General features: G+C 48.1%; 13 protein-coding genes. 4 read left to right on the top strand and 9 right to left on the bottom strand.

The window, feature by feature from the left end:
- Positions 1 to 79: 79 nt before the first annotated feature.
- The 6 genes from IPM27_07525 to def are packed head-to-tail and all read right to left on the bottom strand — an operon-like array spanning position 80 to position 6,137.
- Positions 80 to 730, bottom strand: coding sequence for a response regulator (locus tag IPM27_07525; protein ID MBK9161402.1), 651 nt, complete (start codon positions 728 to 730; stop codon positions 80 to 82).
- The gene (locus tag IPM27_07520) at positions 730 to 2,850 is read right to left on the bottom strand and encodes a HAMP domain-containing protein (GenBank protein MBK9161401.1); all 2,121 of its coding nucleotides are present in this window, start codon (positions 2,848 to 2,850) and stop codon (positions 730 to 732) included. Before IPM27_07520 ends, IPM27_07525 begins: the two co-directional genes overlap by 1 nt.
- Before the next feature lie 7 nt (positions 2,851 to 2,857).
- Positions 2,858 to 3,454, bottom strand: coding sequence for a DUF4390 domain-containing protein (locus IPM27_07515; protein ID MBK9161400.1), 597 nt, complete (start codon positions 3,452 to 3,454; stop codon positions 2,858 to 2,860).
- Positions 3,429 to 4,703, bottom strand: coding sequence for a 16S rRNA (cytosine(967)-C(5))-methyltransferase RsmB (gene rsmB, locus IPM27_07510; protein MBK9161399.1), 1,275 nt, complete (start codon positions 4,701 to 4,703; stop codon positions 3,429 to 3,431). Before rsmB ends, IPM27_07515 begins: the two co-directional genes overlap by 26 nt.
- Positions 4,704 to 5,624, bottom strand: coding sequence for a methionyl-tRNA formyltransferase (locus tag IPM27_07505; GenBank protein ID MBK9161398.1), 921 nt, complete (start codon positions 5,622 to 5,624; stop codon positions 4,704 to 4,706).
- A 9-nt stretch (positions 5,625 to 5,633) separates the two neighbouring features.
- Complete coding sequence (gene def, locus IPM27_07500; GenBank protein MBK9161397.1) at positions 5,634 to 6,137, bottom strand: peptide deformylase; 504 nt, start codon at positions 6,135 to 6,137, stop codon at positions 5,634 to 5,636.
- Between the two features lie 92 nt (positions 6,138 to 6,229).
- On the opposite strand from def, the gene IPM27_07495 reads away from it, so the two are divergent.
- Genes IPM27_07495 through topA form a run of 4 tightly spaced genes read left to right on the top strand, consistent with a single transcriptional unit; the run spans position 6,230 to position 11,342 of the window.
- Positions 6,230 to 7,252, top strand: a complete 1,023-nt coding sequence (locus tag IPM27_07495; GenBank protein MBK9161396.1) for a LysM peptidoglycan-binding domain-containing protein — start codon at positions 6,230 to 6,232, stop codon at positions 7,250 to 7,252.
- A 2-nt stretch (positions 7,253 to 7,254) separates the two neighbouring features.
- Complete coding sequence (dprA, locus tag IPM27_07490; protein ID MBK9161395.1) at positions 7,255 to 8,331, top strand: DNA-protecting protein DprA; 1,077 nt, start codon at positions 7,255 to 7,257, stop codon at positions 8,329 to 8,331.
- A gap of 5 nt (positions 8,332 to 8,336) precedes the next feature.
- Complete coding sequence (locus tag IPM27_07485) at positions 8,337 to 8,792, top strand: DUF494 domain-containing protein (GenBank protein MBK9161394.1); 456 nt, start codon at positions 8,337 to 8,339, stop codon at positions 8,790 to 8,792.
- A 9-nt stretch (positions 8,793 to 8,801) separates the two neighbouring features.
- Complete coding sequence (gene topA, locus IPM27_07480; GenBank protein ID MBK9161393.1) at positions 8,802 to 11,342, top strand: type I DNA topoisomerase; 2,541 nt, start codon at positions 8,802 to 8,804, stop codon at positions 11,340 to 11,342.
- Positions 11,343 to 11,440: 98 nt separating this feature from the next.
- On the opposite strand, the gene gyrB is transcribed toward topA, so the two are convergent.
- The 3 genes from gyrB to dnaA all read right to left on the bottom strand — a co-directional run bounded on the left by gyrB (position 11,441) and on the right by dnaA (position 16,525).
- A complete protein-coding gene (gene gyrB, locus IPM27_07475; protein MBK9161392.1) occupies positions 11,441 to 13,819 on the bottom strand; it encodes a DNA topoisomerase (ATP-hydrolyzing) subunit B in 2,379 nt (792 codons plus the stop codon).
- A 49-nt stretch (positions 13,820 to 13,868) separates the two neighbouring features.
- Positions 13,869 to 14,975, bottom strand: coding sequence for a DNA polymerase III subunit beta (locus IPM27_07470; protein ID MBK9161391.1), 1,107 nt, complete (start codon positions 14,973 to 14,975; stop codon positions 13,869 to 13,871).
- Between the two features lie 197 nt (positions 14,976 to 15,172).
- Positions 15,173 to 16,525 (bottom strand): chromosomal replication initiator protein DnaA, encoded by a 1,353-nt coding sequence (gene dnaA, locus IPM27_07465; GenBank protein ID MBK9161390.1) that lies wholly within the window; start codon positions 16,523 to 16,525, stop codon positions 15,173 to 15,175.
- Between the last annotated feature and the right edge of the window lie 80 nt (positions 16,526 to 16,605).

The raw sequence follows: 16,605 nt of genomic DNA, 5'->3' as shown, positions 1-16,605 counted from the left end.
ATGTATTAAGTTTGCGTTTGAGCGGGTGATTATGCCGTAGCCCCCCAATTAGGGCAACAACCGTCCAAAAAGGAAGTTTTTACTGGACGGCGTTCTCATTGCCTTTTTTGGCAAATTTGATTCCCAGTTGCTTGAGTTTTCGATACAAATGGGTTCTCTCCAAACCCACTTTCTCAGCTACCCGGGCAACATTGCCGAGCTCTTTCTTCAAATGGTAATCGAAATACAGGGCGTCAAAATACTCCCGCGCCTCGCGTAACGGCAAGTTCAGCGGCAATGAAAAATGCTGTTCTTGACCATCAATGCTCAAAGTAATTTTTTGTTCCCGCTCTCCGTCCGTCGACATCGGCGGTTTGGGCGCGCCATCCTTGAAAGCTGCGGCAACCGTGCTGAGCAATTTTTGCAGTGAAACAGGTTTCTCCAGAAAATCCACGGCCCCAATACGTGTCGCCTCGACAGCCGTTTCAATTGTTCCGTGCCCCGACATCATTATGACTGGCATGGTCAGCAGATCCTGTTCAACCCATTCCCTGAGCAGGGTCACACCATCGGTGTCGGGCATCCAGATATCAAGCAGAACCAGGTCGGGCTCATGCTCGTTCCGGTAACTCCGCGCCTGCCCGGCATTTTCGGCCAGATGAACCTGATAACCCTCGTCGAACAGGATTTCCGACAGTAATTCGCGGATACCTATTTCATCATCGACCACCAATATTTGCTTGCTTGCCATTATGTCTCCTCAACCAGCGGCAAACGGATATTGACAAGAGCCCCGCCGCTCGCACCATTTTTAATGTCGATTCGACCGCCATGTTCCTCGACGATTTTTTTCACAATTGCCAACCCCAGACCGGTGCCTTTGGTTTTGGTTGTCATGTACGGCTCGAAGGCGCGCGATAGTACTGTCTCGGAAAATCCGGGGCCATTATCTTCAACCTGCAAATGAATCTCGCCGTTTTGTGTTTCCGTACTCAATATGATTCCGGGCCGCGCAACTCCGGCCAGCGCATCTTGTGCATTCTGCAGCAAATTATGGAGTACTTGCCTTAACCGTGTTGTGTCTCCGCTAATTTCACTTCGCGGAGCATCCAGTCTTAATGTAATGGGGGTGGCATTTGCCTCATACAGCCCCAAGACCTCCTTGATCAGCCTGTGCATATCAAGACGTGACAATTTCAAGGCTGGACCACGGGCATAATTTGCGAAGTCGCCCACCATGTTCTTCATTGCAGCCACCTGACTGACTATGGTCTGCGTTGCGCGCGTCAATAACTGGGCATCAGCTTCATCCAACTTGTCGTTCAATTTGTGTTGCAGACGTTCTGCCGAAAGCTGTATCGGAGTAAGCGGGTTCTTGATCTCGTGCGCAAGACGGCGCGCGACTTCTCCCCATGCGGCTTGTCGTTCAGCCTGCAGCAAATGGCTGATGTCGTCGAACACCACCACATAACCCGCCTCCCCTCCTTGTGGCAAACGTGTTCCGCGCATCAGCAATATCTGATTGCCATTCTTGCTTAATCGTTCTATTTGCCTCTGCCATTCCCCGTTGGAGGTTTCGACAAAGGCTTCGCTGATGGTTTTGCAAAACGAATGCAACAAAGGATGGTCTTCGGCAATCCGGCTTAACGACATGCGCTGCATTCCTTCCAGTGGAACGGACAGAATTTGGGCGGCGCTGGTATTCACGGAACGGAGGCGGAATTCATTATCCAACGCCATAACGCCGGAAGACAGATGGGTCAGCACACTTTCCAGATAGCCTTTTGCGCTCTCCACTTCCCGTCGCTGCTGTTCGCTGGACTGTTTGGCCTCGAACAGTTGTTGTGTCATCTGGTTGAACAGGCCTGTCAAAGCGCCTAATTCGTCGCTGCTTTGAATCGGATACTGGCCGGTAAAGTCGCCCTGTGCTACTGCCCGCGTCCCGTCCGCCAATGCTTCCAGGGAGGATCCCAGCCGTTCGCTGATGAAAAAGGCTGTCGATACCGCCGTCAACAAAACCACTAGCAGTGATAGCGTCAGTGTAATCGCATAGAGTCTTTTCAGTGCAAGTCGCGATAGTGTCAGTTCCTGATAATCGCGATATACGGCCTGGACCGTTTCTGCATCTTCTTCTATTTGCTTGGGCACCGGTTGTGAAAACTGCAGAATATAATGCCCGTTCGCGTGAGTATTGGAATTCACCGTCACCAGGACACGCAAGGTCAATCCCTTGTTCGGCAGGGCGTCGATAACTTCATATTCACCCTTATCCAAAACCAGGCGTAACAATTCCGCATCCGGCATATCCGGTAAAAGCGCATTATTACCCGAAGAAAATGCAATCACATTTCCTTTGGCGGTAAACAATGCCGCTTCCTGAGCCACCTTTTCATCTATCAATTGATCCAGCGCGAACTGGAATTGCTGCGGTTGCTTTTCTGCCAGCAACAAGGCAATGAACTGGGTTTTCTTGCTCAGTTCTTTCAGGCTGTTGTCCAATCCGCTTCTGCCAAGATTGAGCCCGCCTTCCAGGGCTTTTTCCACGCGCACATCGAACCATGACTCAATACTCTTACCCAGAAACTGCACCGATACGGCGTAAACCAGAATTCCGGGCAAGACCGAGATCAGTATGAAAAACAGGACCAGTCTTAACGTCAACTTTGCCCCGAATACCTTGCGCTTGAGTTTGTTGCGCAGACGCCATAGCTGATAACCAACCAACCCCGTCAACGCGATCGCCAGCACGCCGGTGATTCCCAGCAGGGTGTAGTAATTGAGTGAAAGTACTTCGGTATTCGCGTTGCCGCTGGACAATAGGTACAGCAATACCCCGCCGAGCAATACACTGATGAGAATTATGTTTCTCATTGCTCCGCTACCCCGCCTTGCTATCACTGCTCGCGTTATTTTCATCGGGCCTGATCACCCAGCGATACCAGCCTGAATCGAGTGTCCAGTCCTTGCCGGTCAACATATTCACCTGAAACAATTTCGGTAATTGTGTGGTGTCCAATCGCAATCTTACCGCGACCGTATAGTCCCCACTCTTCTGCATCGCTTCCGCAGGAATAAAGTCGGAGCTTTGTCTGGATAATATGTCCAGTGCGTCATCAAGGCTGGCAAAATTCTGGAACAGCGCACCTCGCGAGATACGGTATTGCCGCGTCAATACGCTATAGGAAAGCTTGACGGTCTGTTGGCCCAGAAAGATTTCTTCATCCAGCCAATACCAGCGGGAGCGCTTCAATGAAAATTCACTTACAAAATAAATCGGTATCCCGCGTGACAGGGCCTGCTGCACCACGTCGGTCAATTTGATGTCATAGTCGACGTAGATTTGATAACCTTCCTCGCCTGAACGCATTTCCGACTTGTTGACGAAAACGTCATCCGCATAGACCGATGTGAGCAACAGCCCGACGAGCAGCGCGCTGCGCAGCAATACGCTAAACGCTTTTTTGAAGTAGCGCATAAAAGAAACCATCATGCTCGTCATCGGGTAGCAATTGTCCCCCGCTATTCTCCGGCAAGGATATTTGTAATCGGCGCGCCTCCGGGTGATGTTCCAGAAATGTCGCGACTACCCGCTCATTTTCCTGCTGGAAAACCGAACAGGTGGCGTAGAGCAATTTACCATTTTGTGCCAGCAGTCGCCACAACGCCTGCAGAATATCCAGTTGTTGCGCGGCGAATGCGGGGATATCTTCCTGACGGCGCAACCATTTGATATCCGGATGTCGACGCACCACGCCAGAGGCAGAGCAGGGTACGTCGGCCAGTATCCTCTGAAAAGTTTTTCCATCCCACCAGCCTTCCGGTTTGCCTGCATCACCCGACACCAAAGATGCGGATAATTGCAGACGCCGCAAATTTTCCGCGACGCGTTGCAAGCGTTTTTCGTCCTTATCCAACGCAACCATGTCCACCTGCGCGCACTCCAAAATGTGGGCGGTCTTCCCGCCCGGCGCGGCACACGCATCCAGCACGCGCATGCCGTCCTGTACGTCCAGCAGGTGTGCGGCATATTGCGCGCCGGCATCCTGCACTGAAACCATCCCCGAATGAAACCCGGGCAGATTATCTACAGCAACCGGTTTATCCAGTTTCAATGCGTCTGGTTCGACCAATTGGGCGGAGAGACCCTGCCGTTCCAGTTGCGACAAATATTCCGCCGTCTTGCCATATCGTCGGTTAATCCGCAAAGTCATCGGCGGATGCTGATTGCCTGCAGTCAGTATGGCGGGGCTTTGTTCGCCGTACTGCCTTTGCAATTCGTCTATCCACCATTGAGGATGGTTGTATTTTCCTTCTCCATCTTGGGCGGCCTGTTCAAGCAAAATGGCGTGGTTGCGCAAAAAATTGCGCAGGATTGCATTGGCCAAACCGCTCGTTCGGGGGTTCAAGGATTGTGCAGCGCGTACAGCATGATCCACTACGGCGTATTTTGCTGCCCTGCTGTACTGCAACTGGTACAGCGCAACCAGCATGAGAAATTGCAGACGTTCATCTGATAATGGCTTGTGTAATAGCGCTTGCAGGATTGCATGCAACTGTCCATAAAAACGCAGCGTGCCATAACTCAGGTCCTGCAATGCAGCGCGTTGTGATGATGTCCAATTCATCTTGTCGCGCAACGCTGCATCCAGCACATGATTGAGGTTGCGCCCATTCGCCAGCACTTGCTGAACGATTTGGCTGGCGACGAGTTGCAGATTATGCATTTACAAGAACCGGTCGCCGACCCTGACCGGTATGGCCTGCAAAAATTGGCTGGCTGGCTGCGCCTTGCCACCGGGCCGCTGTAGCACTTCCAGCCGTAATGCATCCTTGCCACACGCTACAGTAATTCCTTGCTTACCCAGCGCCAGAACTGTACCAGGCTCGCCTTGTTGCACAGTGTGTTCCGCCTGCCATATCTTGATTCCCATCCCGTTGAAAACCGTATGGCACACCGGGAAAGGGTTGAACGCCCGCACGGCATATACAATCTGCCGCGCATCCATTTGCCAGTTGATCTGGCTCTCGCTTTTGAGCAGTTTCGCGGCATAAGTGGCAACTGTGTCGTCCTGTTTAACCGCTGTCAGCCGGTTTTCCTGCAGCAGACGCAACGCTTCCAGAATGCTGCTTGCCCCCAGCTCTGCCAATTTGTCGTGCAATGTCGCTGCAGTATCGTTTGGCGAAATGGGACAGGATCGCCGCAGCAGCATATCTCCAGTATCCAGCCCCTCATCCATCTGCATGATGGTAATGCCAGTCTCATTGTCGCCGGCAAGGATTGCCCGCTGGATCGGTGCGGCACCACGCCAGCGTGGCAACAGTGAAGCATGGATATTCAGGCAACCGAAACGGGGCAAACCAAGCACAGCCCGTGGCAGGATAAGTCCATAAGCGGCAACAACCATTACTTCTGCATCCAGTGCGGCAATCTCTCGTTGCGCCTCTTCTGTTCGAAGCGAGGCGGGCTGCAATACCTGTAATCCGTGTTGTAATGCCAGCTGCTTTACCGGTCCAGAGGTCAATTGCATGCCCCGACCGGCCCTCCGGTCCGGCTGGGTTAAAACGGCAACAATTTGATGCTCTTCGTGTAGTGCTGCCAGCGCATTGGCAGCAAATTGCGGAGTACCGGCAAAAATGATTTTCACGGAGATACTTTATAGTGTTTCGCGTTGTCGCTTTTTCAGCTTGGCGCGAATGCGGGACTGTTTCAATTGGGACAGATACTCGACAAATACCTTTCCGCGCAAATGATCCATTTCATGTTGTATGCAAACCGCCAAAAAACCTTCGGCTTCGAGCGTAATTAAATCACCTTTTTCATCAAGGGCACGTACGGTCACCTTTTCCGCGCGGCGTACGGTCTCATAAATGCCCGGTACCGACAGACAGCCCTCTTCACATTCATTTTCGCCGTTACTGGCAATAATTTCAGGATTAATAAATACCATCAATTGATCGCGTGCCTCTGAAACATCGGCCACGATAACCTGTTTATGTACGTCCACCTGTGTTGCCGCCAAACCCACGCCGGGAGCGGCATACATGGTTTCCGCCATATCGCGCACCAGTTTGCGGATATGGTCATCAATGTAATCGACGCGATTTGCAATCTTGTGTAGTCGCTCGTCGGGATATTGCAAAATTTTCAGGATTGCCATAAATGCTTGCTTATTTATATGACTAGATGCAGAATTTAACGCAACACGACAACATTGCGTGTCCCTTACTATCGACTCTGCCGGAGCTTTCCATGCGCAAGATTATATCGCTGATTTGCTTTTTATTGCCCGCCCTGGCTTTTGCCGCCCCCTCCGAAATCAGCCCGGAAATACGCACCGACGCGCCAGACCGGCACATCGTCGTCAAGGGTGATACATTGTGGGACATTTCCGGAATGTTCTTCAAGGACCCATGGAAGTGGCCGCAGATTTGGGGCATGAACAAAGATACCATCAAGGATCCACACTGGATTTATCCTGGAGATGTGATCATTCTGAATCGCGCAAACGGAACTTTGGAGATCGGCGCGGCGGGCGGCAGGGATATTCTCAAGCTTTCACCCCAAGCCATCGCGAGTCCAAGCGCTTACGATGTTATTCCGAGCATTTCCTCAAAAAGCATTACACCGTTCCTGAGCCAGCCGCTTGTCATTGAAGAGGGCGCCCTGAAGGATGCGCCAACACTGATCGGAGCGCGTGAGGGTCGCGTACTGTTGGCAGTCCACGATATCGGTTTTGCAAAGAACCTTTCGCAGGATAAAGGCGGCAAATGGCAGATTTACCGCCCGGGCAAGAGATTCATCGATCCTGATACTGATGAAGTGTTGGGTGTCGAGGCAATCTATCTGGGCACTGCAGAAGCCAAGACTTTTGCAAACGTCAGCACTGTTGAAATTACCTCTTCTGTACAAGAAATCTATTCGGGTGATCGCCTGGTTGCGCCTTCCAGTGAAATCATCAGCAATTATCTGCCGCACGCTCCTGGTAATAATATTGCTGCCAGTGTAATTTCAGTATATGGCGGTGTATCCCAAGCTGGGCAAAATACCATTATCACTCTCAACAAGGGCGCGCGTAACGGAATCGAAAACGGTCACGTGCTGGCGCTTTATCGCAAAGGAGAAATGGTAACAAGCGAGGGCGCGGATTTCCTGTTGCCAGATGAACGTTATGGTCTGGTATTCGTGTTTCGCGTATTTGACAAGATTTCATACGGATTGGTAATGAATACACGCCTGCCGGTACAACTGCTGGACCGCGCACAAACCCCCTGAGCATGGCCGTAGATTTCCCGCTCAAGGCTTGGCTGGCGCTAAGCTTGGTACGAGGCTTGGGAGCTGATAGTGCGCGCCGTCTGTTAAAGGAGTTCGGCTCTCCCGAAGCGATTTTTTCTGCATCCCCGGGTTCCCTCAAGTTGATTGTCAAAAGCAATGTAGCTGTTGAGGTTGGCCGGGGAATTGATGATGAACAACTTGTTCCTGTTTTGGCTTGGCTGGAGGACAGCAATAACCACATTGTCACGCTAGCCGATAGTGACTACCCGCAAAATCTGCTGCATATTCCCGATCCTCCATTGCTTTTGTATGTCAAGGGCCGCCTCGATTTGCTCAATCATCCTGCTCTGGCTATTGTCGGTAGCCGCAATTCCACCCCGCAGGGAAACCACAACGCCGAAGCTTTTGCCAAATCGCTTAGTGGCGCCGGAATATGCATTATCAGTGGCATGGCTCACGGCATTGACGCCGCCGCCCATCGTGGCGCACTGCAAGGACGGGGGAGCAGCATTGCTGTTGTCGGCACAGGACTGGACAAGGTTTATCCTGCTGCCAATCATGAGTTGGCTCACATGCTTGTCCAAAAAGGGGCGCTTATTTCGGAGTTTCCGCTTGGCACACCACCATTAGCCGGCAACTTTCCGCGCCGCAATCGTTTAATTAGCGGTATGAGCATGGGTTGCCTGGTAGTGGAAGCGTCATTGCAAAGCGGTTCTTTGATTACTGCACGATTGGCATCGGAGCAGGGCAGGGATGTATTTGCGATTCCCGGTTCCATTCACGCTCCCCATAGTAAAGGTTGTCATGCTTTGATTAAACAGGGTGCGAAATTAATCGAGACTGCGCAAGATATTCTGGAAGAGTTGGGCAACTCGGTAATTGTCCCTTTGGACAATCCAGATAATCAGGGCGCCTGTCTCGCTTTACTTGAGCAACTTGGTTACGACCCGGTTGATACTGACACCCTCAGTATTCGTTGCGGCTTGACGGTAGCCGAGCTATCCGCCATGCTGTTGACGCTTGAATTGGATGGGCGCATCAGCGTGTTGCCCGGCGGCTTGTATCAACGAATTCACTGAATATCATGTTTGAAATATTAATGTATCTTTTTGAAAGCTATTTTGATGCCGGCAGTTATCCCGAGCCGGACAAATTGTCGCGCAAGCTTTCTGCTGCCGGTTTTGAGGGTGAGGAAATAGACGAAGCAATAACTTGGCTGTCCGCATTGCATCAACAAGATCCCGTTAATTATCCCGCCGCCATTGAATGCACCGGAATACGTTACTTTGCAGAGCTGGAGCAACAGCGCATCAGTTTCGCAGCGCGCCAGTTCTTGCTGTTCTCGGAACAACAACGCATGATTTCCGCTGTAGAACGCGAAATGATCATTGATCGGGCTGTCGCATTGCAACACGAGAACCTCGGGCTGGATAAGCTCAAAATGATTATGCTGATGGTGCTATGGAACCGCCATCAAGACCTCGATGCGCTGTTGATCGAGGAATTGCTCAATACACTGCATTCCACGCAATTACATTAAACCTCACGCATGGCAACCAACCTTCTGATCGTCGAATCCCCGGCAAAAGCCAAAACCCTCAAAAAATACTTGGGCAAGGATTTCGATGTCCTTGCTTCATATGGCCATGTACGCGATCTGATACCCAAAACCGGCGCAGTTGATCCAGACAATGATTTTGCCATGCGGTACGAAACCATCGCACGCAACAGTAAACATGTGGAGGCAATCGCCAAGGCAGCAGCTCAGGCCGACAATATCCTGCTGGCGCCAGACCCGGATCGCGAAGGAGAGGCAATTGCTTGGCATATTTCCGAGCTGCTTAAAGGAAAGCGCGCATTGAAAAGCAAGAAAATGCAGCGCGTTGTATTTTACGAGATCACTCAGTCTGCAGTTCGTGAAGCGGTCGCTCACCCTCGCGAGATATCTATGCCGCTGGTAAATGCGCAACAGGCTCGGCGCGCACTTGATTACTTGGTTGGCTTTAATCTTTCGCCCTTGTTGTGGCGCAAGATTCGTCCTGGATTGTCGGCAGGAAGGGTGCAAAGTCCTGCACTGCGGCTAATTGTCGAGCGAGAACTGGAAATTGAAGCGTTCAATAGTAATGAATATTGGACTGTACATCTTGATAGCAACAAGAACCATCAACCATTTACTGCCAGATTGTTTCAATACCAAGGCAAGAAATTGGAGCAGCTCAGTATTGGCAGTCAAACCGAATATGAGGCGATTCACTCCAAGCTTATTAATGCGAAGCTGCCCCCGAAGGTTGTTCGTGTTGAAAAGAAGGTGCGACAGCGCTATGCAGCTCCACCGTTTACCACATCCACCCTCCAGCAGGAGGCCGTACGCAAATTGGGCATGTCAGCTGAACGCACCATGCGTACCGCACAGGCCTTGTACGAAGGCATTGATATCGGCGGTCAGGTTGTCGGTTTGATTTCCTATATGCGCACCGACTCACTTTCCCTTGCCATGGAGGCGGTGCAAGAAATTCGTGGTTATATAAGCAATAATTTTTCCAGTGAATATTTGCCCAGCACACAGCCGATCTACAAGAACAAAAGCAAGAACGCACAGGAATCGCACGAAGCAATACGCCCGACAGCCATCGAGCGTACACCTGATAGCTTGCGCCCCCATTTGACCGCCGATCAGGCGCGTCTTTATGAAATGATATGGAAACGTACGCTCGCATGCCAAATGGCGCCAGCTCGCTTTGATACCGTCAGCCTCGATATTCGTTTGGGCGGCGATAACACGTTATTTCGTGCTACCGGACAAGTATTGGTTTTCCCGGGTTTTATCGGGGTATATACGGAAGGTGTCGATGATGCCGTCGAAGAAGAGGGGGGAAGCTTGCCACCACTGTCTGAAGGCGATGTCTTGCCGGTTGATAATTTATACGGTGAGCAGCATTTTACTCAGCCTCCACCTCGGTTTTCAGAGGCCAGCCTGGTTAAGGCCTTGGAAGAACATGGGATTGGCCGCCCATCTACCTACGCCACCATTATCTCTACGTTGCAAGCCCGTGAATATGCTCTCCTAGACAAAAAACGCTTTGTGCCCACGGACGTTGGGCGAGTGGTTACTCGCTTCTTGACTGAACATTTCACTCGCTATGTAGATTATGGTTTTACAGCGCACTTTGAAGATGAGTTGGATGAAGTGTCTGACGGAAAGCGAGATTGGATTGGCGTGCTTGATGAGTTCTGGAAAGATTTTTCCGCGCTTGTTAACGATAAAACCAACATTGATCGCCCCGTGGAATTACTTGACGAGGCTTGTCCGGACTGTGGCAAACCACTCGCTAAGAAACTTAGCCGTTATGGTAGTTTTATAAGTTGCACCAATTATCCGGAATGCAAGTATAAGCGTAGCATCACCGGGGAATCACCAGATGATGCCTCTGCCCGCGTGATGCTTGGCCTGCACCCGGAAATGGATTTGGCCGTACTTCTGTTACGCGGTCCGTACGGCCACTATGTACAACTCGGTGAAGCTGAAAAGGGGGCAAAAACCAAACCCAAGAGGGTTTCTTGGCCCAAAGAAATGCCGATTGAACAGGCTGATTTATCCAGCGCATTAAAATTGCTATCGCTTCCACGTGAACTTGGCCTGAATCCCGAATCTGGCAAGAAGGTTATTGTCAATATTGGCCGCTTCGGTCCTTATATCGGTCATGACGGCAAATTCAAATCCATTCCGCGCACCGATAATATTTTCGATATGCAGTTGGATCGTGCGCTGGATCTGCTGGCGCAAGCGCGCGATAACAACATTGTGCTTCGCACTCTAGGCAGCCATCCGGATGATAATGCCCCTGTAGAGGTATGCAGCGGTCGCTATGGTCCCTATGTGCGTCACGGCAAGATCAATGCGACCTTGCCAAAGGGCGTATTACCCGAAGCCATCACCCTGGAAGATGGGCTTAATCTAGTCGCCGCCAAAGCGGCAAAGGGCAAAACTGGAAAAATAAAGACAGTTAAAAAATCTGCAAAAAAGGTTGTTGAAAAAAAAGAAGCTAAAACCAAACCCCGTGCGTCGGTAAAAAAGAAAATAGCTGTATAAATTGTAGTGGTTCAGACGTCTTGCATCACAGGTAAGTGTCCACTTTTTCACTTATTGAGAAAAATGTCACCTTTTCTGAGAACCTACAAAAATACAAATTACACGTCCAGGTTTTTCACGCCGAGTGCATTTTGCTCAATGAATGCCCGGCGCGGCTCAACGACATCGCCCATCAGTGTCGTAAATATCTCATCGGCGGAAATTGCATCTTCAATACGTACGCGTAGCAAGATGCGGTTTTTTACATCCATTGTGGTTTCCCACAATTGCTCTGGATTCATTTCACCCAAGCCTTTATAACGCTGGATACTGATACCGCGCTTTGCTTCTTCGAGCAGCCAGTCCATGGCTTGCCTGAAACTGGTTATCATGCGCCTTTGTTCTCCACGAACAATATACGCGCCCGGCTTGATCAAATCGTTCAGCATATCCGCCACTTGACGAATCTGTGCATAGTCACTGCCATGCAGGAAATCATGATCTATATAGCTAACCGAATAATTACCGTGGTATAGCTTGTTTAGGCAAAAACGCAACTCTCCCATTTCATCAGTTTCGACGACAACCTTGATATTGCCCCCACAGGCATCTTCAAGCAATTTGGCACCGCTTTGCGCCAAGCTTTCGTTATCCAATGACAAGGCGGGTAAAGTCAGTAGCGCATGGCTGGCTTCTGGTGCGGTGAAGCGGGACAGCCGATCAATTACAGCCTCTGCAATAAAATATTGCTTGGCAATTTCTTCCAGCGCATCAGTCTGAATCGGATTGGCATCAACCGATGGGTATAACACCGCATTTTTCAACCCGGAATTGAGCATATATGTTTTCATCTCTTGGTCATCCTTGAGATAGCGCTCTTCCTTGCCTTGTTTGATTTTGTATAGCGGAGGTTGTGCAATGTAAATGTGGCCGCGCTCAACCAATTCCGGCATTTGACGATAGAAAAAAGTCAGGAGGAGCGTGCGTATATGTGAACCATCTACATCTGCGTCGGTCATGATGATGATTCGATGATAACGCAGCTTGTCCGCGTTATATTCGTCCTTGCCAATACCGGTTCCCAGCACTGTAATCAGTGTTGCAATTTCCTGTGATGCAATCAACTTTTCAAAACGGGCTTTTTCAACATTCAGAATCTTCCCTTTAAGGGGTAATATTGCCTGAAATTTTCGGTCGCGCCCCTGTTTGGCCGACCCCCCCGCTGAGTCTCCTTCAACCAAATACAGCTCCGACAGGGCGGGGTCTTTTTCTTGGCAATCCGCCAATTTTCCAGGCAGCCCGATACCGTCCAAAATCCCCTTTCGGCGCGTCAGTTCGCGTGCCTTTCGGGCAGCTTCGCGAGCTCGGGCGGCATCAATGATTTTATTAACTATAATTTTTGCATCATTTGGTTTTTCCAGCAAAAATGCGCCCATCTGTTGACCAATCAGATCCTCAATCACTGGGCGAACCTCAGATGACACCAACTTATCCTTGGTTTGGGATGAAAACTTTGGATCGGGTAGCTTTACTGATAATACGGCTGTCAAACCCTCCCGCATATCATCACCGGCGGTGTCTACTTTGGCTTTTTTTGCTAGCTGTTCAGCTTCAATATAATTATTTAAGGTGCGAGTCATCGCGGTACGCAAAGCGGTTAAATGCGTACCACCATCTCGCTGTGGAATATTATTAGTAAAACATTGCACAGTTTCCTGATATGAATCATTCCATTGCATCGCAATTTCTGCAGTAATTCCATCCTTTTCACCGATTGCATGGAAGACCGTTGGGTGTAGTGCCGATTTATTTCGGTTCATATACTCAACAAAGCCCCGAATGCCTCCGGCGAATGCAAAATTCTCTTCCTTGCCGGTACGATGATCAATTAGCGCAACTTTTACTCCGTTGTTTAAAAAAGAAAGTTCTCGCAAACGTTTTGCTAGGATATCAAAATGAAACTCAATTAGACCAAATGTCTCTTTAGCGGGAAGAAAGTGTACAACAGTGCCTTTTTTGGTTGACGCCCCAATTACTTTAAGTGGTGCAACCGGTTCTCCATGATGAAATTCCATGAAGTATTCTTTTCCTTCGCGGTGAATGGTTAGTTTCAGCCACTCTGACAGCGCATTAACTACCGAGACGCCCACACCATGTAAGCCGCCTGATACCTTATATGAGTTGTTATCAAATTTTCCCCCTGCGTGCAGGATTGTCATGATAACTTCAGCGGCGGAGCGCCCTTCTTCTTTATGTATGTCTGTTGGTATCCCTCGCCCATTATCAGCAACACTAATTGAATTATCCGCATGAATTATCACATTTATTTCATTGCAATATCCAGCAAGCGCCTCGTCTATAGCATTATCAACTGCCTCAAACACCATATGATGTAATCCAGTACCGTCATTGGTATCACCGATATACATCCCAGGGCGCTTACGGACTGCCTCTAGTCCTTTAAGTACCTTAATGCTACTAGAATTGTATTCACTCATTATTATTTTCCTGGGGTTTGCTTTGTTTCACGTGAAACCGTGTTTTTAATTAAATGCGCATTGGCATTACTACATAGCGAAATTCTTGATTTTCTGGTGTTGTTATCAATATGCTGCTATTTGGATCCCCAAATGAAAAATTTGCTGTTTCTCCGCTAATATTATTGAGGCCGTCCATCAGGTAGTTAACATTAAATCCAATATCAAGCGCTTCGCCATGATAATCAGTTTCTATTTCTTCTTGCGCCTCTTCCTGCTCACTATTACTGCTGATAATACTGAGATTTTTTTCTGTTAGAACAAAGCGTACACCCCTGAATTTTTCGTTAGACAAGATTGCCGCACGCAGCAGCGCTTGCTGTATCAAAATACGATCCATCGTTAGATGGTTTTCATATTTTGGGATGACTCTTTCATAATCTGGGAACTTCCCATCAATTACTTTAGTTATCAAAGTAACTCCAGAAAAAGTGGCTTTGACTTGCTGTTTCGAAAATTCTATCTCGACACTGTCTTCTGAATCTGCCAGTAATTTCGATAGCTCAATTACAGCCTTGCGAGGCAGAATAATTTCGTTTTTTTCGAAAGCTCCCTCTACGATTCCGCTGTTATAGGCCAGCCTATGTCCATCTGTTGCCACTGCCTTTAATCTATTTCCATCCAATATCAGCAATACGCCATTTAAGTAGTAGCGGACATCCTGTTGAGCCATTGCATATTGTACTGAAAGCAGAAGGTTTTTAAGTTCCTTTTGCATTAAAACTATATTTTTTGCGCCTTCCAACTGATTGCTCAGTTTAGGGAAGTCCTGCGCTGGTAATGTTTGCAGACTGAAACGACTCTTGTTTGCTCTAATTAGGGCTTTATTTTCTTTGACATCAATTGATATCTTGCTTTGTTCGGGCAACACACGAAGGATTTCCTGTAATTTTTTTCCATTAACAGTAATAGAGGAGCTTTGCCCTTTTTCAGAGTTAACGTCGATCGTTGTTGTAATTTGTATTTCCAGGTCAGTTGCAGTAAAGCGAATTTTATTGTCATGGCTTTCAATCAGCACATTGGACAAAATAGGAAGGGTTTGCTTCCTTTCTACGATTCCAATTACCACTTGCAATGGCTTAAGTATGGTTTCTTTATCGACCTTTTCAATAAACATAATATAAATCCTTAGTAAAAACTAATAATAAACACCATCTCTTGTTGGTAACCTGAAAATATATTTATATATAAAGACATGCTTAATAGTGAAACATAGATTAATGTTGTTGATAGCAATCAGAATAGATGTGGATAATTTATGCAGCTAGTTTGATAATCCAACTTATTAACATTCACTCACATATATTTGCTGACTTATCCACGTAACGTCTGGAGCAATATTCTATAGTCAGCATCGATTGTTGTATCTGCTCCCCTGAAGATTTCGACCATCTTACAAGCATGAATAACGGTCGAATGATCTTTTCCACCAAAAGCGTTACCTATTTCAGGTAAGCTCATCGCGGTTAATTCGCGAGCAAGAGACATGGCGATCTGCCGCGGCCTCGTTAGATTGCGTGATCTCTTCTTTGACAATAAATCTACTAATTTAATGCGGTAATAGTCAGTTACAGTTTTTTGGATATTCTCAATTGATATCTGTCTATTTTGTGCGATCAAAATATCCTTTAGAGCTTCTTTTGCTGTTTCTACTGATATGGAGCGACGATGAAATTTTGCATAAGCTTCCACGCGCTTTAATGCACCCTCTAATTCTCTAACGTTCGAGTTTACATGTTTGGCAACAAAAAAAGCGACCGCTTCATCAAGCACATACCCACCCAGATTGGCTTTTTTTAACAAAATAGCTACCCGCATTTCCAATTCAGGAGGCTCAATAGCAACGGTTAACCCCCACCCAAAACGAGAAACCAAACGACTATCCAACCCACTAATTTCCTTTGGAAATGTATCGCTGGTCATAATAACCTGCTTATGAGAATCAACAAGGGTATTAAAGGCGTAAAAGAATTCTTCTTGAGTTTTTTGTTTGCCAGCAAAGAACTGGATGTCGTCAATCAATAATATATCGAGCGAATGGTAGTATTGCTTGAATTCTTCAAATTTATTGGATTGGTAAGCGCGAACCACATCTGAAACGTAACGCTCAGCATGCATGTAACAAATTTTCGCTTGCGGATTGTTGATTTTAATCTGGTTGCCTATGGCTTGTGTTAGGTGAGTTTTTCCCAGTCCCACCCCGCCATAAATAAACAGAGGGTTGTAAGAAGCGCCAGGTAATTCTGCAACTTGAGAGGCCGCAGCAAAGGCAAGCTGATTGGCTTTACCAGTAACGAAATTAGCAAAAGTTAAATTTGGGTTAAGCTTTCCATAACTGCGAAACGAGGGTTCGATTTTTGGCTTGCTTTCTACAACAGTAGGGGATCGTGGTTTAACAACATCAAGCGGTTTATTGGTGTTTTCTATCTCAATAACGCGAAACTCAAACGAGGGTGCGGGCGAATAAATCAACTCGGCCTGCCTGCTGATTTCGGGCATAAAACGCTCCTGAACCAATTTTAAGGTAAAGGTATTGGGAGCGGTGAGAACAAAAGTACCATTCTCGTTTTTAAGCACTAATGGTTTTATCCAGGAGTTATATTGCTGTGGCGGCAAGTTTTTCTTAAACGAACGAAGGCATGAATCCCAAAATGAAATATCCAACATGGCTACGGTATATGGGTTGAGATCTTTTTTGTGTATGAAAATCGGCAAACAGAAAATGCTCGTGCATTTTACAGGCCGGA

Source organism: Nitrosomonadales bacterium (assembly GCA_016716325.1).
GTDB lineage: Bacteria > Pseudomonadota > Gammaproteobacteria > Burkholderiales > Gallionellaceae > Gallionella.
Note: the sequence above shows the minus strand (reverse complement) of the source record. Positions and strands in the feature narration are given on the sequence as shown.

Excerpts from the sequence above, each read along its gene's own strand:
- IPM27_07525 (MBK9161402.1), bottom strand. The coding sequence starts at position 730 with ATGGCAAGCAAGCAAATATTGGTGGTCGATGATGAAATAGGTATCCGC.
- IPM27_07520 (MBK9161401.1), bottom strand. The coding sequence starts at position 2,850 with ATGAGAAACATAATTCTCATCAGTGTATTGCTCGGCGGGGTATTGCTG.
- IPM27_07515 (MBK9161400.1), bottom strand. The coding sequence starts at position 3,454 with ATGCGCTACTTCAAAAAAGCGTTTAGCGTATTGCTGCGCAGCGCGCTG.
- rsmB (MBK9161399.1), bottom strand. The coding sequence starts at position 4,703 with ATGCATAATCTGCAACTCGTCGCCAGCCAAATCGTTCAGCAAGTGCTG.
- def (MBK9161397.1), bottom strand. The coding sequence starts at position 6,137 with ATGGCAATCCTGAAAATTTTGCAATATCCCGACGAGCGACTACACAAG.
- IPM27_07495 (MBK9161396.1), top strand. The coding sequence starts at position 6,230 with ATGCGCAAGATTATATCGCTGATTTGCTTTTTATTGCCCGCCCTGGCT.
- dprA (MBK9161395.1), top strand. The coding sequence starts at position 7,255 with ATGGCCGTAGATTTCCCGCTCAAGGCTTGGCTGGCGCTAAGCTTGGTA.
- IPM27_07485 (MBK9161394.1), top strand. The coding sequence starts at position 8,337 with ATGTTTGAAATATTAATGTATCTTTTTGAAAGCTATTTTGATGCCGGC.
- topA (MBK9161393.1), top strand. The coding sequence starts at position 8,802 with ATGGCAACCAACCTTCTGATCGTCGAATCCCCGGCAAAAGCCAAAACC.
- gyrB (MBK9161392.1), bottom strand. The coding sequence starts at position 13,819 with ATGAGTGAATACAATTCTAGTAGCATTAAGGTACTTAAAGGACTAGAG.
- IPM27_07470 (MBK9161391.1), bottom strand. The coding sequence starts at position 14,975 with ATGTTTATTGAAAAGGTCGATAAAGAAACCATACTTAAGCCATTGCAA.
- dnaA (MBK9161390.1), bottom strand. The coding sequence starts at position 16,525 with ATGTTGGATATTTCATTTTGGGATTCATGCCTTCGTTCGTTTAAGAAA.